17 protein-coding genes are annotated in these 20,910 nt (G+C 45.8%); 8 read left to right on the plus strand and 9 right to left on the minus strand.

What is annotated here, in order from left to right:
- The first annotated feature begins 32 nt into the window (after positions 1-32).
- The 5 genes from C6W44_RS02970 (at position 33) to hemJ (ending at position 4,151) form a co-directional block, all read left to right on the plus strand.
- Positions 33-989: a DUF368 domain-containing protein gene (locus C6W44_RS02970; RefSeq protein WP_105244163.1), complete on the plus strand. Its 957-nt coding sequence runs from the start codon at positions 33-35 to the stop codon at positions 987-989.
- Positions 990-1,154: 165 nt separating this feature from the next.
- Positions 1,155-1,547 (plus strand): AciT family ciprofloxacin tolerance protein, encoded by a 393-nt coding sequence (gene aciT, locus C6W44_RS02975; protein ID WP_226941226.1) that lies wholly within the window; start codon positions 1,155-1,157, stop codon positions 1,545-1,547.
- A gap of 148 nt (positions 1,548-1,695) precedes the next feature.
- Positions 1,696-2,205 carry an SCP2 sterol-binding domain-containing protein gene (locus tag C6W44_RS02980; RefSeq protein WP_227526340.1) on the plus strand — a complete coding sequence of 170 codons (510 nt, stop codon included), beginning with the start codon at positions 1,696-1,698 and terminating at the stop codon, positions 2,203-2,205.
- 234 nt (positions 2,206-2,439) lie between these two features.
- The gene (bioB, locus tag C6W44_RS02985) at positions 2,440-3,588 is read left to right on the plus strand and encodes a biotin synthase BioB (RefSeq protein WP_105244165.1); all 1,149 of its coding nucleotides are present in this window, start codon (positions 2,440-2,442) and stop codon (positions 3,586-3,588) included.
- Positions 3,589-3,716: 128 nt separating this feature from the next.
- Entirely contained in the window at positions 3,717-4,151 is a 435-nt protein-coding gene (gene hemJ, locus C6W44_RS02990; RefSeq protein WP_075100347.1) for a protoporphyrinogen oxidase HemJ, read from the plus strand.
- 147 nt (positions 4,152-4,298) lie between these two features.
- Here hemJ and C6W44_RS02995 read toward each other — a convergent pair whose 3' ends face one another.
- The 5 genes from C6W44_RS02995 to C6W44_RS03015 all read right to left on the minus strand — a co-directional run bounded on the left by C6W44_RS02995 (position 4,299) and on the right by C6W44_RS03015 (position 10,902).
- Entirely contained in the window at positions 4,299-5,075 is a 777-nt protein-coding gene (locus tag C6W44_RS02995) for a hypothetical protein (RefSeq protein WP_105244166.1), read from the minus strand.
- A 220-nt stretch (positions 5,076-5,295) separates the two neighbouring features.
- The gene (locus tag C6W44_RS03000) at positions 5,296-5,799 is read right to left on the minus strand and encodes a hypothetical protein (RefSeq protein WP_105244167.1); all 504 of its coding nucleotides are present in this window, start codon (positions 5,797-5,799) and stop codon (positions 5,296-5,298) included.
- Positions 5,800-5,877: 78 nt separating this feature from the next.
- Positions 5,878-6,594: a ribonuclease PH gene (rph, locus tag C6W44_RS03005; RefSeq protein WP_100750069.1), complete on the minus strand. Its 717-nt coding sequence runs from the start codon at positions 6,592-6,594 to the stop codon at positions 5,878-5,880.
- 203 nt (positions 6,595-6,797) lie between these two features.
- Positions 6,798-8,588, minus strand: a complete 1,791-nt coding sequence (locus tag C6W44_RS03010) for an AMP-binding protein (protein WP_105244168.1) — start codon at positions 8,586-8,588, stop codon at positions 6,798-6,800.
- Positions 8,589-9,174: 586 nt separating this feature from the next.
- The gene (locus C6W44_RS03015; RefSeq protein ID WP_105244169.1) at positions 9,175-10,902 is read right to left on the minus strand and encodes an AMP-binding protein; all 1,728 of its coding nucleotides are present in this window, start codon (positions 10,900-10,902) and stop codon (positions 9,175-9,177) included.
- Positions 10,903-11,536: 634 nt separating this feature from the next.
- Between C6W44_RS03015 and parC the strand changes: the two genes are divergently transcribed.
- Positions 11,537-13,843: a DNA topoisomerase IV subunit A gene (parC, locus tag C6W44_RS03020; RefSeq protein ID WP_105244170.1), complete on the plus strand. Its 2,307-nt coding sequence runs from the start codon at positions 11,537-11,539 to the stop codon at positions 13,841-13,843.
- Positions 13,844-13,924: 81 nt separating this feature from the next.
- Positions 13,925-15,043, plus strand: a complete 1,119-nt coding sequence (locus C6W44_RS03025; RefSeq protein WP_105244171.1) for a YecA family protein — start codon at positions 13,925-13,927, stop codon at positions 15,041-15,043.
- A 29-nt stretch (positions 15,044-15,072) separates the two neighbouring features.
- On the opposite strand, the gene C6W44_RS03030 is transcribed toward C6W44_RS03025, so the two are convergent.
- Both C6W44_RS03030 and C6W44_RS03040 read right to left on the minus strand, forming a co-directional pair.
- Entirely contained in the window at positions 15,073-16,104 is a 1,032-nt protein-coding gene (locus C6W44_RS03030; protein ID WP_413772312.1) for an MATE family Na+-driven efflux transporter, read from the minus strand.
- 534 nt (positions 16,105-16,638) lie between these two features.
- Entirely contained in the window at positions 16,639-17,244 is a 606-nt protein-coding gene (locus C6W44_RS03040; RefSeq protein ID WP_105246420.1) for a hemerythrin domain-containing protein, read from the minus strand.
- 209 nt (positions 17,245-17,453) lie between these two features.
- Here C6W44_RS03040 and C6W44_RS03045 point away from each other — a divergent pair, with 209 nt between their 5' ends.
- Positions 17,454-18,284, plus strand: coding sequence for a Cof-type HAD-IIB family hydrolase (locus C6W44_RS03045; protein WP_227526341.1), 831 nt, complete (start codon positions 17,454-17,456; stop codon positions 18,282-18,284).
- Positions 18,285-18,528: 244 nt separating this feature from the next.
- On the opposite strand, the gene C6W44_RS03050 is transcribed toward C6W44_RS03045, so the two are convergent.
- Together C6W44_RS03050 and C6W44_RS03055 are read right to left on the minus strand one after the other, a co-directional pair.
- A complete protein-coding gene (locus tag C6W44_RS03050; protein ID WP_105244174.1) occupies positions 18,529-20,148 on the minus strand; it encodes an AbgT family transporter in 1,620 nt (539 codons plus the stop codon).
- Positions 20,149-20,553: 405 nt separating this feature from the next.
- Positions 20,554-20,817: a hypothetical protein gene (locus C6W44_RS03055; protein ID WP_075100341.1), complete on the minus strand. Its 264-nt coding sequence runs from the start codon at positions 20,815-20,817 to the stop codon at positions 20,554-20,556.
- Positions 20,818-20,910 lie beyond the last annotated feature (93 nt).

Below are 20,910 nucleotides of genomic sequence, written 5' to 3' on the forward strand. Positions count from 1 at the left end.
CCATCACGTATTTTTGTATAAAGGATGTACCCATGACGGCACCTCAATCACCGCGGCCAAGCGAGTCGTCAGCAGCGGATAACCAGCCAAAATCGCTAGCAGCCACTTATATCAAGGGCATGGCGATGGGCGCCGCTGATATTGTCCCTGGTGTCTCTGGCGGCACCATTGCTTTGATTGCCGGCATCTATGAGCGCCTGATCAATGCGCTTGGCAGTATTGGCCCCAGCTTGTGGCAGGTGTTTCGCGCAGAGGGCGGTTTACGAGGTTTGCTTGCGGTCTGGCGACAAGTCGATGCCACGTTTTTGTTGTTTTTGTTGCTGGGTATTGCCAGTAGTTTTGCCACGTTAGCAGGTATGATCAAGCATCTCTTAGACCATCAACCACTACTGATTTGGTCGTTCTTTTTTGGTCTGGTCGTCGCCACGGTATTTTTATTACTGACAGAGATTAAACGCTGGAATATCGGCCGCATGCTACTGTTTTTGGTAGGGATTATCAGTGCTGTGGTGATTAGCAGCCTACCAATCATGACCACCACGCCAAGCTTGCCTTATTTGTTTTTTGCAGGGGCAGTGGCTATTTGTGCGATGATATTGCCTGGGGTATCAGGGTCTTTTATTTTGCTGTTATTGGGTGCTTATGACGCTGTGTTAGAAGCGGTCGATACCATGAACCTTAGCATTCTTTTGACCGTAATCGCTGGTATGGCAACAGGGCTGTTGTTATTCACGCGGGCGCTCAAATGGTTACTAGCGCACTATTACCAAGCCACGCTCGCTCTACTGACCGGCTTTATCGCCGGCTCCTTGGTCAAAGTATGGCCGTGGAAGGTCGATGCGTTGGGGACGATCGACAGCGACGCCATTTATAACGTCATGCCATGGCAGTATCCGGCAGGCGCGCAGTGGGCAACTACGATAGGGCTAATGCTGCTTGGCGCTGTATTGGTATCCTTGCTCTCGTGGTGGGGTAATCGTCACGCTTAAGGCCGCTTATCGGCTTTGTAATTGGTGCCTAGCATTTTAAAAAACCAAACGTCAACGGTTGTCGCAAAGTCGCCTCTACCCTCTTTAGCTTTACTCAGCAAGCTTTCATAATAGTCACATTGTTATAAGAAATTCACCTTATCAATAGCGAGATGAATGATGTTAATGACTGTTTTTTCCTTTATCGGTATAGATAGCTTGAGTGGTACGGCACTGTTTGCGTATGGGCTACTGGCAGGTTTGGTGCTGGCGTTGGCGTTTTCATCACAGCGCTGGCTGCTATGGTATCTGTTTGGCGGTATGGCCTATTGGCTAGCAGTCGAGGCCGTCCAAAGCTTATTGATCAGTCGCCCAGCTCTGCTAGCGCTATCAGAGTGGCACAGCTATGTCATCGCCATGGGTATCAGCTGGTTGCCGCTGGCAGGCTGGGTGCTGTATCGAGCCATACGCTACGATGATGTCAGTCAGTCAGTACAGCAGCAGCGCGAGTTGCAAGCCGCGCGCTATATCGAGCATACGCCAGTGTATGACGACGATTATCAGCCGCGTTTTCATTGATGATGGCTAATGTTACAAGATACTAAACGCTCTCTACTTAACTACTAAAGAATGGATGGTATTTGATGGTTTATACTCTAACTATATATTTGCCGAAAAAATTCATATAAAGTACGCTATATTTTTTGTCTTATTCTTTAGGAGTTTTATGATGTTTACGCTACCTGTATTAGATATCAAGTCTGACCCGTTAGATGTATTGCTGGCAGTGATTGGCTATCGCCTCTCTATGCTGGCCGATAGTGATAATGAAGACGTACAAAAGCTGCTTGCGGATCGTGATGTGACCATCGAGCTTGCCAGCACTGAGTCTGGTATTACACGTTATTATCGCTTTGACAATGGTCAGTTTAGTCAGCAAAGTGGCCATGCAACAGAAGCCGATTTGACCATTACTTTCAAAGACTCGATGACGGGCGTAAAGCTGCTAACCAAAGGCGATTTACCAAGCTTTATGACGGCGGTACAAGAAGGCAACTTAAGTATCGAGGGTGACTACAGCTTGATGATGTGGTTCAATAAACTTGCCAAGCACATCGTGCCCACCATCCCAGAAGAATACAAACCTTATATCCAAAAGGCCAAGCCTTACGCTTATAAAGCGCAGCAGTTTGCCAATCATTGGATCGGCGTTGCCAAGCACAAACTGGGTAAGTAATCACCTATTTGCTAAAGTGTCCTTTATAACTCTATAGCTCTATATTCCTTTATTATTCTATAAAGGCTAGACTTATCAAGTCGTTGTCATTGGTGTTTTGATGGTATCGATTGCCGGTACGCTTTGGTAGCATTCTGACTTTCTAAAAAGGTTGCGGTATACTATATCGTAGCCTTTTTTATCATATAAAATCATAACCTACCCTCTTCATCATATTATAAAAGGATTTACCTTATGGCAGGATTGCTTAATATCTCAGAGCCCAGCAGCCAGCAAAACACAAAAAACAACGGTTTGGAGCCTGACTTTTTGACCGATATAAAGACCGAAGCGACGGCGCAGCCTACCTCTCATAGCAGCTATAGCCGTGATGATATCGCGCGGTTGTTTGATTTGCCATTGATGGACTTGCTGATGCAAGCACAGACTGTGCATCGTCGGCATTTTACAGCCAACGAAGTACAGATTAGCACCTTATTGTCTATCAAAACTGGCAACTGCCCTGAAGACTGTGGCTACTGCTCACAATCAGGCCACCACCGCGACACCACCAAACTGCAGGCAGAAAAACGTATCGAAGTCGATAAGGTCATCGCCGCCGCTAGGCGCGCCAAAGCCACGGGTTCGTCGCGCTTTTGTATGGGTGCAGCTTGGAAACACCCAAGCGCCAAAGACATGCCGTATGTGGTCGAGCTGATCAAAGAAGTCAAAGCATTGGGGCTTGAGACCTGCATGACCCTAGGTATGCTAGATGACCAGCAGGCCGCGCAGCTGGCTGATGCAGGGCTTGATTATTACAATCACAACCTAGATACCTCGCGGCGCTACTACGAGCAAGTGGTCAGCACCCGCAGTTATGATGAGCGCCTAGACACTCTCGCTCATGTTCGTAACTCTGGTATCAATGTCTGTAGCGGCAATATCTTGGGGATGGGCGAGAGCCGTGATGACCGTATCGACTGGGTACATGAGCTGCTAAAAATGCCCAAAGCGCCTGAATCTATTCCAGTCAATCTATTGGTGCCCATTCAAGGCACACCGATCGGTGATAAAGTCTTAGCAGAAGGCCAGCTCTCTGTGCTGGAGTGGATACGTACCATTGCGGTGACGCGTATCTGTTGTCCGACCAGCTACGTGCGCTTATCTGCTGGCCGCGAGAGCCTCTCTGATGCCGAGCAAGCTTTGGCCTTTATGGCAGGTGCCAACTCGTTTTTTTATGGTGACAAGCTATTGACCACAGGTAACGCCAGTCAATCGAGTGACAATAGGCTGATGCGTGAGCTCGGCCTCACTGCTCAGTTTGCCGCCCCTCGTGCGCCAAAGCAGGTACCTGTGCTGGATGCGATGAGTGGTCATCAATCACAGGTCGTGTTGGCGCAGTAGCCCTTTGTATGCCATTGATTGATAGCTGCGTTGGTAGTCATGTTGGTAGTTGCGCTACTAATGAGCAATATGTGCTAAGCTTGCCGACATGATGGAGCCTACGCGACCAAACAGTAAGAGAGAGGATAATGGCAGATTATTTTAATTGGATCAAAGCGGCGCATATTATTTCTATGGTTTGCTGGTTTGCTGCGATATTTTATTTACCGCGCTTGTTCGTCTATCATGCGATGAGTGAGGACAGCATCAGCCACGAGCGTTTTGCTATCATGGAGCGCAAGCTGTATCGCGGCATCATGACGCCATCAATGATAGCGACATGGGTTTTTGGCTTATGGATGTTAGGACTGGGCTGGGAGGTGTACAAAACCCAAGGCTGGCTACATGCCAAGCTACTGCTGGTGGTACTGCTCTCAGCCTATCACGGTGCTTGCGGTTTTTATCGCAAAAAGCTGATCGACAACCCACATTACAAAACCCATAAGTTTTGGCGCTGGTTTAATGAGATACCTGTTTTTGCCTTGATATTTATCGTGATTTTGGTGGTAGTCAAACCGTTTTAAAGACAGCGACACGAGCTAGATTGATCAAACCAAAACGCCCGTCATCTCTTTAGATAACGGGCGTTTTTTGTAAAGCATGTAAGGTTGCTGTGCAAAACTCATCTTCGTCTCGCTGTAGTGTTTTTATCCTGAACCTATTTATCACGCTTAAACACTTGGGCGCATGATTTGATAGACATTGCTCAAATCATACACGCGGTAACGCGCAGGCTCTCGGCGGTTTTCGCCTGCATAGCTGAGAATCAGTGCTTGCTTGGCACGCTCATCGACCCAGCCGACAAACAAGCCGCTATGCTCGACGCCATTGTAGCCGTGATTGATATAATACAGCCAGTCACCTGCTTCTATTTGACTGCTATGAGCATAAGGCCCTTGGCGGTATGTGCCTTTGTGCACCGTATCGCGCGTCACCCCTGCTCGCTTAAACACCGCATCTAAATAATCCCAGCAGCCGCCTTGAATGATTGTACGCTCATTGAGCGCCATTTTACGCGCTGTACTAATGACTTCACGCGCTGCCATACTGCTTTGGCGCTCTGCGCTACTCAGTATCGGTAAATATTCACTATCGACATTGTCATAGCTACCAGACAAAAACGCTGGCAGCACAGATGGCGCTTGATAGGCGCGCTCAGGATAGCGATATGCTGTGCGCCTCACTGGTGCAGTAACTGCCGTGTCAGCGCGATAGCTATCGGCGCGCTGAATACGAGAGCGTGTACTGATCTTAGCAGAAGGGACGGCTGAATATGATGGGGTATAACGGGCGCTCAGATCTGACTCAGCTGATTTTTGCGCGATAAGCGCACTCATACTATCGGCATGAGAGGGTGTCATGCCACCTACAAGTAGCAATAACACGCTACATGACGCTGTAATCGGGGACGATACAGACAGTGACATAGACAATGACAAACGCGACATGACTGACTCCTTGTCAAAGGTACCATTGACAATAAAAAAGCAAAATACCAGTTTTCAGTCTTACTTATAAACCATTTGGGCATAAATCTGCAAGCACTATAGTTCAGTCACTATAAACACAATACCGTGTAACTGGTATGAGCATATCGATTTTATTTCGAGCTGACTATAGCACCGCTTAGAGAAAGGAAGTCAGGCCTAAAAAAGGTAGATAGAAAAACTAAAAGGGAGGCGGGTTGTCATTCATCTTAATATTGACATGGCGTTTGCCAAATGTCTGGCCTTGTAATATCGCTTGGGCGGCTTTGGCCTCTTGTACACTCTCAAAGCCGCTGATCTGACACTTACAGCTACCATCGACATCCGTAATCTGTAGCTGCTCACCCATCAGTGTGACATTATCACTAGTGATCAGGGTAATGTGTTGACGCTTGCCTTGATGGTCATGCACCAGCTCACCACTACGCACCCACAGCACACCGCTACTGATATTTTTGCTCAAAGCTTGTTTTTGCTGCTGGCGTTTTTTATTAAAAATAAAACTACCAACGATGAGCAAAGCCAGCGCGCCAATAGCAAGGCGCTCAGGCAACAAACTCATGGCCATCGCGACTGCCACGGCACCCACGAGCAAGGCGGTACCAAACCAAAACATACCATTGTCAGCCGCTGGCGCTTGATTTTGTAAGATGATTTTGGCGCCGTCATCGTTCAGCTTGAGCATGTATCGTTACCTATTGCCGAGTATTTACTGCAAAATTAATGCGTTGTTAGAGGACGATAAGACCAAAAAAAACGTCGATTACCAGCCCAGCGCCGTCTGCTGCATGGTAATGAGCTCTGCAATGCCTTTTTCGGCCAGCGCTAGCATATCGTCTGCTTGGGCACGAGTAAACGGTTTTTCTTCGGCAGTGCCTTGTAGCTCAATAAACTCGCCTTTTTGGGTCATGACGACGTTTAGATCGGTATCACAGCTAGCGTCTTCTTCGTAGTTGAGGTCCAAGTACGCTTTGCCATCTTTCATACCCACAGAGACCGCCGCCACTAGGCCAATCAATGGATCGGCTTTGAGCTTTTTGGTTTTTTGTAGGCTCTCTAACGCATCGATAAGCGCGATGGCCGCTCCTGTGATACTGGCGGTACGCGTACCACCATCAGCTTGGAGTACATCACAATCAAGATAAATGGTGTTTTCACCAAGCTTGCTAAGATCAATCATAGCACGCAAGCTACGACCGATGAGACGCTGAATCTCTTGCGTACGACCTGACTGCTTACCGCGCGCCGCTTCGCGTTGGTTACGGGTGTTGGTCGCGCGTGGCAACATACCGTATTCGGCCGTGATCCACCCTTTACCCTTACCCTTTAGCCAGCGCGGTACACCAGACTCAACACTAGCGGTACACAGGACTTTGGTATCGCCAAAGCTGACTAACACTGAGCCTTCAGCATGCTTGGTATAATGGCGCTCAAAGCTGATCGAGCGAAGTTGGTCAAGCTCACGATTGTCAATACGCATAAAAATTCCTAGTACTTGTTTTAAAGCAGTGTTGTAAAATAAGTGTTGTCAATAAAAGGTTGCACGCGCAAAGCGGCATGAACCACAAACTCTCAGCCAGTCAATGTCTAAGCCGATGCCCGTATGACGATATCCTAACGTGGCAGCGGCGCAATAGCAAGATTCACTCCAGCCATTACGCCGCTGCAAAAAAGACGCTGGTGTTATTCTAGACCTTCCATCTTACGCAATTCTTTACGCAAAATCTTACCGACGTTTGACTTTGGTAATTCATCGACAAACTGTATATGACGCGGACGCTTATAGCCTGTCAGTTGTTTTTTACCAAAATCAAGCAGCTCTTGCTCGGTGACCTCGCCTTTTTTGACCACAAACAGCTTAGGCTCTTCGCCGCGCTGCTCATTTGGCACACCAATAGCGCCGCACTCCACCACGGCTGGATGCTCGCTCATGGCTTCTTCGATTTCATTTGGATAGACATTAAACCCTGACACCAAAATCATGTCTTTTTTGCGATCAACGATTTTGATAAAGCCTTTTTCGTCCATGATACCGATGTCGCCTGTTTTTAGGTATCCATTGCTGGTAAAGGTCTCGGCGGTTTCTTTTGGACGGTTTTGATAGCCGATCATCACCTGTGGGCCTTTGACGCAAATCTCGCCGCGATCGCCTAATGCCACTTCGTTTTCGTCCTCATCGATGAGTATCACATCAGTGCTCGAAGCTGGAATACCAATCTTGCCAGTAAACTCAGAGATGGTCATTGGGTTAAAGGCCACCACGGGCGAGGTCTCAGACAGACCATAGCCTTCAACGATAGGCAATCCTGTGATTTTATGCCACTCTTTTGCCACGCTTGGCAACACCGACATCCCGCCGCCGATAGAGGCTTTTAGATTAGAAAAGTCCAAGTCGGCAAAGCTTTCTTTGTGTACCAAACCATTAAACAAGGTATTGACCGCTGGGATAAACGAGGGCTTGTATTTGCCCATCTCTTTAATCAAACCATCCAAATCGCGTGGGTTTGGAATCAGCAGCCCTGCATAGCCTTGATACATGCTGTACATACCGCAGACCATAAAGGAGAAAACATGATACAGCGGTAATGCTGTCAAGATGACATCATTGGCATCGACATCATCATCAAAGGCACTATTCATCAAGGCACTAATCTGTAGCATATTGGCGACTAGGTTGCCGTGAGAGAGCATGGCACCCTTGGCCACGCCTGTGGTGCCGCCGGTATACTGGAGCAGCGCCACATCGCTGAGGTTCATATCTGGACGCTGGTACTTGCTGGCTGATACAGCGTTTAGCGCCTGTTTAAAGCTCACACTGTCTGGCAAGCTATAGGCTGGAATCATTTTTTTGACATGGCGAGCCACAAGATTGACCACCGCGCCTTTGACCGTGCCCAGCATATCGCCGATTTTGCACAAGATCACATGCTCGACCTGACCTTTGTCTTCGGCATCTTGATAAGTCTTAGCAAAGTTTTCGACGATAAACAGCGCTTTGGCACCGCTATCATGCAGCTGATGCGATAGCTCGCGGCTGGTATAGAGGGGATTGACATTGACCAGCACCATCCCTGCGCGAATGATACCCAAGGCCACGACAGGATACTGCAAGATATTGGGCATCATCACTCCAACCTTATCACCCTTGACCAGTCCTAGTGACTGCAAGTAGCTGGCGATTTGGCGACTGTACAAATCCAATTGCTTAAAGCTAACAGAAGCACCCATGCAGATATAGGCAGGCTTTTGCCCATAACGCCTAAAATTACGCTCAAACACATCAAGTAAAGAGGTATTGTCCTCTGGCATATCGATAGTTGCTGCGATGCCATAACGCTCATAAGCACTCAACCACGGACTGTCGCTGTCTATCGTCGGCATATCGGGAAAGGCGTTGTCTTGATATGCCTGCCTAGCAGTATGGCCCGTGGCAGCTTGATCCTTTGTCGTCTCTTTATTGATACTGTCGGTCATAATTTTCCCTAAATGTTGCCGTTAAAAACATAAAATAATCAAAAGCGCGTCATCATTTCTCGCCCTTTAGTGATGCATTGATTAAAAGCAATACATCGATTAAAAGCAGTGCATCGATTCAATGAAAGACATGCCCCAATAAAGCACCCTTATCTATCGCAGCAAATCTGTGGCTACAAAAGCTTATGAATAAAAAAACAAGGCAACACCATTGGGTTTATCATTCATAAGCTTTGCAAGTCACAAAGCCATACCACGTCATCGATAAGTGGCACCATGCCTTAGCCATACGCTAAGGTATACCTTACTGTCATTAAGATGGTTTTGCCAAACCGCTCAAGCCAAACCAACAGATATATACAAAAATAGGTCGGTGGGCACTATAGCAGTTTTATGCAAAATTCTCTATCTATGGCGATGATGTTGTACAGACAAAAATAGCAGAAAAGACAAAAAATGATAAAGCAGCAACCAGCGGCCTTATCATTTTTGTGTACGATGACATCTCGAGCAAAACCCACTCAGACTATAAAATCATAGCCCTAGTGAGTCATGAATAGCTGATCAGCTCGGCTTAAGCAAGAGCCTAACCGTGGTTTTTTTCTTCAAGCTCTCGCAAGTCTTTGCGTAAGATTTTACCCACGTTTGACTTTGGTAGCTCGTCGATAAACTCCACATAACGCGGACGCTTATAACCCGTTAAATTCTCTTTGCCATACGCGATGACTTCTTCTTCTGTCAAGCTGTCATCACTACGTACCACATAAATCTTTGGCACCTCGCCGCTTTTTTCATCATCGATACCGATGACACCGCACTCTAAGATTTTTGGATGGCCTGACATGACGTCTTCTACTTCGTTTGGATAAACGTTGAAGCCTGACACCAAGATCATGTCTTTTTTGCGATCGACAATCTTAAAGTAGCCTTCTTCATCCATCACACCGATGTCACCGGTACGGAAATAACCATCCGCCGTCATCACCTTGCTCGTGGCATCATCGCGTTTCCAGTAACCTTTCATCACCTGCGGCCCGCGCACACTAATCTCTCCGCGCTCACCAATCTCAACCTCATTACCCGCCTCATCCAAGATGGCCATATCCGTGGCTGGCATTGGCAGACCGATGTTGCCTGAGAACTCGCCTGTCCCTTGTGGGTTTGCTGAGGCAACGGGCGAGGTCTCTGATAGACCATAGCCTTGTACAATGATATTGCCCGTGATTTGCTGCCATTTTGCCGCTGTATCCTTTAGCACAGCCATACCGCCGCCCATCGACATCTCAAGCTTGCTATGATCGAGCGCTTTGAACACCTCACTATTGGCAAGCGCATTAAACAAGGTATTTACCGCTGGGAAAAACGCAGGTGGATAATCTTTGTAGGCTTTGATTAAGCTTGCGCCATCGCGTGGGTTGGGTACCAATAGTCCAATACAGCCGCGATAGAGGCCGTACATACCACAAACGGTAAATGAGAAAATATGATATAGCGGTAGTGCCGTCATAATCACTGGCTGCTCATTCATTTTTTCAAACTTATCAAAAGCCTCGCCTAAGTACGTGTCACACTGAATCAAGTTGGCAACCAAATTGCCATGCGTGAGCATCGCGCCTTTGGCCACGCCTGTGGTGCCACCGGTATACTGTAGTACCGCGACATCATCCAAACCGATGTCATTGGGGCGCTGATAGCTGGCCGCCGAAAAGCGATTAAGCGCTTTTTTGAACTTGACGCTACCATTGATATGATAGGCTGGCACCATTTTTTTGACATGGCGCACCACCGTATTGACGATGAAGCCTTTCAGCGGGCTCATCAAGTCGCCCATCGATGTCACCACCACATGATCGACCATCTCCTTGCCGATATCTTCATAGGTTTTGGCAAAGTTTTCTAATAAAATCAATACCTTGGCATCAGAATCTTCTAGTTGATGGGCAAGCTCTTTGCTGGTATAAAGTGGGTTGACGTTGACCAGCGTCAGACCTGCCCGCAGCACGCCCAAGACAGCAACGGGCAGCTGCAGGATGTTTGGCATCATTACCGCGACTTTATCGCCTTTTTTTAGGCCAAGGGACTGTAGATAGGCGGCGACCTGCTTACTATAACGGTCTAATTCTTCGTACGAGAGCTTGACATCCATACAGACAAACGCAGTTTTGCCAGCGTGATTGATGAAGTTTTGCTCAAGTATCTCGATCAACGAGGTGTCGGCGGGCGGCATATCGATATCGTACTGCATGCCAAGTTTTTCGTAAGTTTTGACCCATACTTTGTCGTTACGACGAATCAAGTTACCGTGATTTTCCATAATCTTTTCTCTCCTAGTAATAGTACGCTACCGTCCATTCATACAAATCACAGCGTGACAAACACACAAAGTCTCAAAGCGCTGGCAAACCATGATGATGGCTGTCAGGCATCGACCTTGTTGTGCATCGACCTTGTTGTATGGTGACAAGCAAACCCTATAGTGGTAAATAGCCCTTTGTTCATTAACATACACACTTTATAAAGACTACTCAATACAAAAGATTGCTACTTGCGTTCGCAAAGCTACTTGACGCTCATTAATACCATTATTATCAAATAGTTAAGTAATAAATGACTCGCCATTTCATAGATTTTCATTTTCCTGTTTATTACTAGACAATTTTCTGATTTTATACCAAACAACCCTCACTGATACGGTTATTGCTAAAGCGTGGCAAAAACGCTGGCTTTTATGGCGTGTGAAGCAAGTTGTATTATTTTACCTTGCCTGCCTGCCTGCCTGCCTGCTTGCTTGCCTGAATAGGCGCGTCACACCTTGTCGTCTATTCTGAGTTATCTCTTTTTAATTTTGCTGATATCCTTTACGATAGCACTATCTTATTTTGGCGCTGATGCGCATTATTCATACCTATTACCGATACCTATTAAAACTGATAAGTGAACCTTACTTTATGTCCGATGTTATTGACCATACCGCCCCTGCCGCCCCTTCTCATGAGCCGATGGACACCCGCTCGGTAGCGGAGTTCACCGAGCAGGCTTATCTCAACTACGCCATGTACGTCATCATGGATCGGGCGCTACCAAATATCGCCGATGGTCTAAAGCCCGTCCAGCGCCGTATCGTCTATGCTATGAGTGAGCTTGGCCTAAAATCCTCTGCTAAAGCCAAAAAGTCGGCCCGTACCGTTGGTGATGTACTCGGTAAATACCACCCGCATGGCGACAGTGCTTGTTATGAGGCCATGGTACTCATGGCGCAGCCGTTTAGCTATCGCTATCCGCTCATCACCGGTCAAGGCAACTGGGGCAGCCCTGATGACCCCAAATCCTTTGCTGCCATGCGCTATACTGAGGCCAAAATGTCTGCCTATGCCAACACCTTGCTGGCCGAGCTCGGCCAAGGCACGGTCGATTGGCAAGATAACTTTGATGGTACCTTACAAGAGCCTGTCACCCTGCCTGCGCGCCTGCCCAATATCTTGTTAAACGGCACGACAGGGATCGCCGTCGGTATGGCCACCGACATCCCGCCGCACAACCTAAATGAAGTGGTACGCGCCGCCATTCGCTTACTAAAAAATCCTGAGCTATCGGTAAAGCAGCTTACCCAATCGATACCTGCGCCTGATTTGCCCACGCCAGCTGAAATCATCACCAGCAAAAAAGACTTGCAGGCGATGTACGAAAGCGGCCGCGGCAGCTACAAAATGCGCGCGACCTACCATATCGACCCCAAAGAAAAAAACCTCGTCATCATCGATGCGCTGCCCTATCAAATCTCAGGCAACAAAGTGCAAGAACAAATCGCCAAACTCATGCTGGACAAAAAACTGCCATGGGTGACCGACATCCATGACGAGTCTGACCACGAAAACGCCTGCCGTATCGTGCTTGAGCTACGCTCTACCCGCGTCGATGTCGAGCGCGTGATGAGTCACCTGTTTGCCAGTACTGACCTTGAGAGTAATTATCGCGTCAATATGAATATGATTGGCCTAAACGGTAAACCGCAGGTCAAAAACCTCAAAGAAATCCTTGAAGAGTGGCTGATCTGTCGTCGCTCGGTGGTCACGCGGCGCTTGCAGTATCGCCTCGATAAAATCGATAAACGTTTACATATCTTGGCAGGGTTGCTGATCGCTTATCTACATATCGATGAGGTCATTCGTATCATCCGCGAGGAAGACGATCCAAAGTCAGCATTGATGGAGGGTTATGATCTGACCGATATCCAAGCCAATGCCATCTTGGACATACGCTTGCGTCAACTGGCAAGGCTCGAAGAGATTGAGCTGCGCCGTGAGCAAGATGCACTAGACGCTGAGCGCGCCACCATTCAAGAGTACTTGGACAATCCAGACAGCCTGACCAATCTGATGATTGAAGAGCTGAACGCCGATATGAAAGAGCACGGCAACGAGCGCATGTCACCACTAGCAGAGCGCGAAGAAGCGCAGGCGCTAAAAGAGTCGGATCTGGTACCAAGCGAGCCTATCACCGCGATACTCTCAAAAGCAGGCTGGATTCGCGCTGCGAAAGGTCATGACGTCGATGCCGCTGGCATGAGCTATCGCTCAGGAGACAGCTATCAAGCGCACGCACGCGGTAAGTCCAACGAGAGAATCTACGTACTCGATAGCACAGGGCGTAGCTATAGTGTCGACGCGCATAGCCTAGCCTCAGCGCGTGGTCAAGGCGATCCGCTGACCAGCGTACTCAAGCCGCCAGCAGGTGCCAGCTTTGAGCAGCTAATAACTGGTCGCGACGATCAGCGCATCATCCTCGCCAGCTCTAACGGTTATGGCTTTATCAACACGCTTGGTAACCTCGATAGCAATCAAAAAGCCGGTAAAAAAATCATCAATCTAGCGGCTGACAGTCAGCTATTGCCAGTAGCCCGTATCGACGCGCCAGCAGAAATGGCGACCCATGCTGATGGTGAAAACAGCAACGAAAACGTGGCACCTGACCATGTCGCTGTGGTGACCAATGCCGGATATCTACTGATATTTGCCCTCGATGATTTGCCCGAGCAAGCACGTGGTAAAGGTAATAAGCTGATTAAACTAAAAGACGGTGAAGAAGTGCTTGCTATCACGCCACTCAGCTTGCAAGACAGCCTAGTCATCACCGCAGGCAAACGTCATGTGACGCTAAAGCCCAATGATTTGGCCAACTATACAGGCACTCGTGGTAATCGCGGCGGTCAGTTGCCAAGAGGCTTTCAGAATGTGAGTTCGGTTGCGGTTGGGTGATTGGTTGTTAGGCTTTGAATTCTGGGCTGAAAAATCAGCCCGCGCTAGACTTATCCGCAAGCTTAAAAAGAGTAGTGATTTATGAAAATAGGACGTAATGAGAAGTGTTGGTGCGGTTCAGGAAAGAAATTCAAACATTGTCATCTTGGACGTGAGAATGAGTCTCCTGTGAATAAAGGCGAAGCTATTACTCATAGTCAAAATAACGCTTCTCGAAAGTGCTGTTATGTATCTTCTGATTTAAAGCATGAGTGCAGTAAAAAAATTATCAATGCTCATACCGTCTCAAAAAGTAGCAGCCTAAAAGAAATTGCAGATGAAAGCGGTCATGTTTTAGGATTAAAAATAAACTTAGCAAATATTATAAAAAATAAAGGAAAGCTAGTTCCAGAAAAAATAGGAATTAATCAAGCTTCTACCTTTAAAGGGTTCTGTTCACAACATGATAAGTCTCTTTTTTCTTGTATTGAAGATAGAGAGTTTGTTGGAGATGACGAGCAGTGCTTAGCCCTAATGTATCGCTCAGTAGCGAAGGAGCTTTATGCTAAAGAAGGTGGGCTTAACAACTCCGAGTTTGCTAAAAATGGTGATAAGGGTAAGCATTTATCAGATCAACTATCTATTCAAAATTTTATTGCAGATCAACAGAAAGGGATCAATGCTGCTCTCTCAGAATTATCGGAGCTTAAATCTGAGCTTGATGATCAGCTCCTAGGAAAATCAGTTGGCAATTTAAGCCATCTTATTATTGATTCAACATCACCTATGCCTGTCGCTGTTTCTTCAGTTGTTGCCCCTATGAATGACTTTGATGGAAATTTAATCCAAGATTTAGGTGACTTAAATATTGTTGCTGATCACTTAGTGTTTAATTCGTTTTCTAGTGACGGTAAAGGGTATGTAGTTTTCAGTTGGTCAAAAGACTCTGCCAAAGTGTTAAGTTTTATCAGCTCACTACTAGCTTTGGAAGATAACAAAATTTTTAGTGCGCTAATAAGGTTCTTTTTTGGAGTTGCTGAAAATACATTTATTTCACCTGTATGGTGGAACAGTTTATCGGACAAACAAAAAGATAAAATTAATAGCCTTATCATGTCGGGAATAAATCCGTTCGAGCCTAATGATAATAACTTACTGGTTGATGATGGTATTAATTTTTCGGGGTGGGAAATCGGTAATATTAGGAAAATAAATTTTTGAGTAGGATGCGTTCCGCGCACCAATAAACGCTAAAACAATCGTAGTACTTTGATATTTTGTTCGCGCAACGCTTTCTTATATAAGATAACAGTTGGAATGAGGTCTATCAATATACCAAAGCCGAACATCAAGCATATATTTAACAGCGTCGGTGTAAATACACCTAGCTTATATAAAAGAAACATCGTGCCATAGTAGCCAACATTGACCCAAAGTGACTGAAAGAACATATAATTCGTTTTACCTAAACCATATAAAGTCGCGTCTAAAATACTATTGTTGAATATGAAAACAAAATAGAATACTGACTGTATTCCAACGATATAGATTACTGTTTTTATGTCCTGCACATTCATGACATTAGCTAGAAAGCTATACCAAAACGGTATAGTAATACACCAAAGGAGAACGAACGCTAATCCCAGTAAAAAATAGCCTTTCGTGTTTCTGGTAATATTATTTACATTTGCACCAACATCTCTTTTTACCAACTCGGACAATGCTAATGCAGGTAATAACAACCAACCCCAAATAAAGCTATTAGCTACCCAATAGTTACCCTGCTCCTCAACCATATTAATCATTTTTATGATCATGACTATAAAAGCAATATTTCTGACTAGCGATTCTAATCCTGAAAATACACCTGTCGTCCACCACTCTTTCATCCATGTAAATGACATTTGATTGACCGATAAAAGCTTCAATCCATGTTGTCGTATAGAAATATAGGTGGCTAATAAAATAGCTATATTGACAATGATATTCGTCCAAGCAATACCGATAACACCCATATCCAGACTAAACTCAAAAGGTCCGAAAAACACACTATCTAACAATATAGACAGCGTCATTTGCACCGCTAACAAGCCGTAAATATACTTATCTTTGTTCAAACTAACGATAACGACTGTCATATATTTGACTAGCGTTGCAAACATGATAGCTATAGTTTCTAATCGAATATATTGCGTCGTTTCTTCAACAATCTGTCTAGACTGCTCCATAAAAATCACAATATTTTGTGAATAAACGAATAAAATCGTAGATAGACAAGCCATGATATAGTAGATTCAATTTAAAAATGTTATAGCGCTACTGGTATAAATTTTCCTTGCGTGCTGTATACACAGAGGCTGCGAAAAATTCCTCCCAGTAGCGCTTTGGAACTTATGACAGTTTTGTTTTGAACTGACTATACCCAAGATAACGATAAACCCTGTTTGAACTTTATTTTCAAACTCGTTTTTATCAGACAGAGATTTACCGAATAAATAAAACAAAGGTAAAATTAGTGCCTCTTGCGCTATCTCATAAATCAAACTTAGCCACAGTATTTGACTAGCAATATTAATTCCTGCGTCACTAGGTAAGTCACCGAGAAAATTTACTCTGACGGTTTGATAAAGTGACGGAAATACCATCATCGAGGTAAGAGCGATTAACAGTCTGATATTGATATTCTTGAACATAAGGCTTTATCAGAAATAAGACATTTGAAGTAGAGTACGTTATAAATACCCTTAGCAACAATAATTTTTAACAAATGCGCATGGAGCTCACCCTACAAATAGCTAGAGTCCGAAAACCAAACCCTAACCCTGTCGCAACCCCAAAATAGGAATAACCAAATCTTCCTCATCACTCAGATGCTGCGAGAGTAAATTGGTTACGTCCACCAAGGTTTGATGCAATTGTACTGCCAGTACTTTATCCTCAACCTCCGTTCTCGCCAGCTGATCATTTTGCGCTTGCAATTCATCAAGTAGCGCATCCAAACGCTCATGGTCGCGCCTCAATATCTCAAACCCTTCCTGTAGCTGCGGGTACATACGAATAAATTCAGGGAAAAACCCCTCGTCCTCAACACCATGATGCTGATGCAGTTTAAGCACATGCATATTGATGCGTTTCAATATTTGTGAGCGGTATTCGCTCCAGCCAAACTCCCCTGATTGATAGGCCGTACTTATCTGTGTCAAGATACGCTGGCGTTTTCGTATGTTAGTATGTACCTTTAGCCAGCCCGATGTCTTATAGGCATAATCTGCGCCAAACCATTGATCAGGCGGTAACTTATTGAATAAAAATAACCACTCCGCCTCTAGCCGACTCTCAGGATGACGCGGTGATGGAGCAAACAAATCATCGTCTAATACTTGTGGACTAGCCTTATTGTCGCTTGTGATAGAGAGAGTCATCAAGGTATCCTTAGGTCGTAGCTTTGGCTGATGGCTGGCGCTGATCATGCTCACTCAAACGTATCACCAAGCACTTATATATTTGCTATTTTATTAAAAATAACTGCACTTACAATAGATAATATTTAGATTTTATATAGGCCGTGCCCCACTCTGACCCATTAACTCAAAAGACTTACACGGTTGTTTTTTAAACATAAAGGATGCTCATGTTTATAGTAGATAAGGCTGCGACAGCCAGTATGCCTCACAAGCTGCCCATGCCAAAAGTGATATTTTTTGATATCGACGATACGCTAAGCCGCAACGGTATTATTGCAGCGCACAACAAGGCTACCCTTGAGGCGCTTGCCCAAACCGACATTAAACTGGTGATTTCTACAGGGCGCTCTAAAGCGATATTGCCGGCTGATATTTTAGCGTTGCTCGAGGCAGAGGTTTTAGACGCCATTATCTGTATGAACGGACAGTACAGCTTTGATAATCAGGGCTTAATCAGTCACTATCCGTTGTCTGCTGAGCAGGCGGACAAAATCGTGCAGTTATGCAAAACAAGCGAGCTCATTCATAAGTTTGACTCAGCGACTCATATCGCTTGGTCGGGGGAAAATGAGCGTCTACGCGAATTCAATGCCAAAACCCCCAACTCCATCGTCGATCCCCTCTACTATCTATCAAACCCTGTTTATCAGTGCTCGGTGTTTTTTAATAATCAATTCGATAAAATGCAGGATATCGACTTTGCGCGGGACGATTTAAAGCTGGTACATTGGCATCAAATTGGTGCGGATATTTTGCCAGCAAACGCCTCAAAAGCCCGTGGCATCCTAGACGTTTGTGACTATTACGGCGTAAATGCCAATGAATGTATGGCGTTCGGCGATGGTTTTAATGATTTGGAGATGTTTGATTTGGTCGGCTATGCGGTCGCGATGGGCGATGCTCAGCCTGCGCTGATCGAGCGCGCAGATTTTGTCACAGGTACCATTGAAGAATATGGTATTCAAAAGGTGCTTGAGCAATTTAAGGTGGCGTCATAAATAGAATATAGTGGGTTCAGTATAAAAACGATACAGTGGGACTGGGATAAATTTTACACAGCATCGAGCAGCGCAGGCACAGCATGCAAGGAAAATTTATACCAGTTCCACGTTGACATATAATGTATCTGTTTTATTTAGAATTGACTATAGTCTTAAGCAAAACCCTTCAAAACTCTTTTCTTTATCGCCCAAAAAAACCCTTGCCAATCGCTGACAAGGGTTTTTATTTTGCGAATAACAACTACTGAGCAGGATAATAGGTCTCTGCGCCAGGGCCGACTGGCAGACCCAGCACAAACACCCAGACAGAAAACAATATCGTCCAACCAATCAAAAAAGCCATGGAGTACGGCAGCATCATCGCCATCAAGGTTCCCACCCCAGTGTCTTTTTTGTAGCGCATTGCTACTGCCAATATAAGACCAAAATAGCTCATCATCGGCGTGATAATATTGGTGGATGAGTCGCCAATACGGTAAGCCGCCTGAATCATCTCTGGCGCATAACCTGTGAGCATGAGCATCGGCACAAAGATCGGTGCAGTCACCGCCCACTGGGCAGATGCCGAACCGAGCATAAGGTTGACCAGACCACAGATCAGGATAAAACCAACCAATAGCAGCGGTCCAGTTAGGCCAACATCACTTAAGAAGGTCGCGCCAGACACCGCCATCACCGAACCAAGATTTGACCACTTAAAAAACGCGGTAAACTGCGCGGCAAAAAACACCAGCACAATATAAATACTCAAGGAGCTCATGGCGTTGCTCATGGCATCGACCACGTCTTGATTGCTCTTGATGCTACCGGTAATCTTACCGTAGATATAGCCTGGTAGGGCAAAGAATACAAAGATAAAGACCACGATGCCTTTTAAAAATGGTGAGCCTGACACCAGACCCGTCTCCGCATTACGCAAGATGCCATCTGCAGGCACTACTGTCCACGCCAGCAATAAGCAGAATATGAGCATGCTGATACCGGCCCATAGTAGACCCTTTTTCTCAAGTGCGGAGACTTTTTCGATTTGTGTGTCGAGTACTGAGGCATCATCAGCATCTTTAGGGTTATATTTTCCTAAGCTTGGCTCAACGATTTTTTCGGTGACAAAATAACCCAGGCCACTGATCAAAAAGGTACTGGCGATCATAAAGTACCAGTTGGCCTCTGCACCGACGGTGTAGGTAGGATCGATGATACGCGCCGCTTCTTGGGTAATCCCTGATAATAAAGGATCTACCGTACCAAGCAATAAGTTAGCACTATAGCCGCCTGACACCCCAGCAAACGCCGCGGCCAGACCGGCTAGCGGATGCCTACCAAGTGAGTGAAAGATAACTGCCGCCAGTGGTATCAATACCACATAACCAAGCTCGGCGGCGGTGTTTGACATGATGCCAGCGAACACAATGGTAAAGGTCACCATTTTTTTGGGCGCATTCATGACCAGACCACGCAGGGCAGCTGATATCATACCAGAGTGCTCAGCAATACCGACACCGAGTAAGGCCACCAGCACCGTACCAAGCGGCACAAAGCCGGTAAAGTTGGTGACTAAATTTTCAACAATGCGTGCTAAACCCTCGCCGTTCAATAGATTAACGACCTCGATCATGCCATCGGCACTACGTCCGCTGGTGCCCTCAGGGCGCGGATCTATCACCGACACCCCAAAATAAGACATCACAGCTGAGAGTACCAACAGCAGCACAGACATCCAAACAAACAAAATGACCGGATGCGGCAGTAGATTACCGAGCCACTCAACCCCTTGCAAAAATCGCTGCATACGAGAACTTTTCGCTGCGGTATCAAAGTTGTTGTTTGGTGGACTGCCATTTGGTGAATTACTTCCTTGCATAGCCGCTGCTCCATTTAGAACTTAAATAAATTGATAGGTTTCAAACATATGAAAAGATTGATAAAAGATAGCGATTGAAACATAGTTGGGAAACGGAAACAAATACTTTTTGCTCATAAAACCAAATGTTTGCAATTTTGGACAATCTATAAATGACAAGGAGCCTATATACAGTGCGTTCAATATAAAAACGCTACAGTGGGGCTGAGATAAATTTTACGCAGTCTTTGTCGGCGCAGGCACAGCACGCAAGGATAATTTATACCAGTAGCGCTATAACATTTTTAAATTAAATCTACTATATTCACCAGTACAATCATCAATACAAGTAAACCAAAAACAAAAAAGCGAGAGATTAGAATATCTCTAATCTCTCGCTTTTGCAGCGGTGCAGCAGTACTGCTATTAACGCGTGCGCGCTAGCAGACCATAAATCCAGCCGCCTATTTTATAAAGCCCAATCACCAGTAAAATCAGCACCAGCGCCGCCAGCACGTAAGCCAACCAATTCGGCACGCTGCTCAGCCAACCAATGGTAAAGGCCATCCCCATGTAGGTTTCTACCGGCCAATTGACGATAGGCGTCGGTGAGCCTGAGTTAAACATCGCCATAAAAACGATGATACCAATGATGGCAGCAATCACGCCGGCACGGTTACGGTTATTCATGCTTTCTCCTAATCTTACACATATATTTGGTTTTTTAATGACTTGCTTAGTAACATACCCTGAAACGACAGCATCACCTTAGTTGGTTTTGTT

Source organism: Psychrobacter sp. Marseille-P5312, assembly GCF_900291405.1.
Taxonomy (GTDB): Bacteria; Pseudomonadota; Gammaproteobacteria; order Pseudomonadales; family Moraxellaceae; genus Psychrobacter; species Psychrobacter celer.

Bases quoted from the DNA above. Each gene is read 5' to 3' on its own strand.
- hemJ (WP_075100347.1), top strand. From the start codon at position 3,717: ATGGCAGATTATTTTAATTGGATCAAAGCGGCGCATATTATTTCTATG.
- C6W44_RS03055 (WP_075100341.1), bottom strand. From the start codon at position 20,817: ATGAATAACCGTAACCGTGCCGGCGTGATTGCTGCCATCATTGGTATC.
- rph (WP_100750069.1), bottom strand. From the start codon at position 6,594: ATGCGTATTGACAATCGTGAGCTTGACCAACTTCGCTCGATCAGCTTT.
- C6W44_RS03050 (WP_105244174.1), bottom strand. From the start codon at position 20,148: ATGCAAGGAAGTAATTCACCAAATGGCAGTCCACCAAACAACAACTTT.
- C6W44_RS03040 (WP_105246420.1), bottom strand. From the start codon at position 17,244: ATGACTCTCTCTATCACAAGCGACAATAAGGCTAGTCCACAAGTATTA.
- aciT (WP_226941226.1), top strand. From the start codon at position 1,155: ATGACTGTTTTTTCCTTTATCGGTATAGATAGCTTGAGTGGTACGGCA.
- C6W44_RS03010 (WP_105244168.1), bottom strand. From the start codon at position 8,588: ATGACCGACAGTATCAATAAAGAGACGACAAAGGATCAAGCTGCCACG.
- C6W44_RS03030 (WP_413772312.1), bottom strand. From the start codon at position 16,104: ATGGCTTGTCTATCTACGATTTTATTCGTTTATTCACAAAATATTGTG.
- C6W44_RS02970 (WP_105244163.1), top strand. From the start codon at position 33: ATGACGGCACCTCAATCACCGCGGCCAAGCGAGTCGTCAGCAGCGGAT.
- C6W44_RS02980 (WP_227526340.1), top strand. From the start codon at position 1,696: ATGATGTTTACGCTACCTGTATTAGATATCAAGTCTGACCCGTTAGAT.
- C6W44_RS03045 (WP_227526341.1), top strand. From the start codon at position 17,454: ATGTTTATAGTAGATAAGGCTGCGACAGCCAGTATGCCTCACAAGCTG.
- C6W44_RS03025 (WP_105244171.1), top strand. From the start codon at position 13,925: ATGAAAATAGGACGTAATGAGAAGTGTTGGTGCGGTTCAGGAAAGAAA.
- parC (WP_105244170.1), top strand. From the start codon at position 11,537: ATGTCCGATGTTATTGACCATACCGCCCCTGCCGCCCCTTCTCATGAG.
- C6W44_RS03015 (WP_105244169.1), bottom strand. From the start codon at position 10,902: ATGGAAAATCACGGTAACTTGATTCGTCGTAACGACAAAGTATGGGTC.
- C6W44_RS02995 (WP_105244166.1), bottom strand. From the start codon at position 5,075: ATGTCGCGTTTGTCATTGTCTATGTCACTGTCTGTATCGTCCCCGATT.
- C6W44_RS03000 (WP_105244167.1), bottom strand. From the start codon at position 5,799: ATGCTCAAGCTGAACGATGACGGCGCCAAAATCATCTTACAAAATCAA.
- bioB (WP_105244165.1), top strand. From the start codon at position 2,440: ATGGCAGGATTGCTTAATATCTCAGAGCCCAGCAGCCAGCAAAACACA.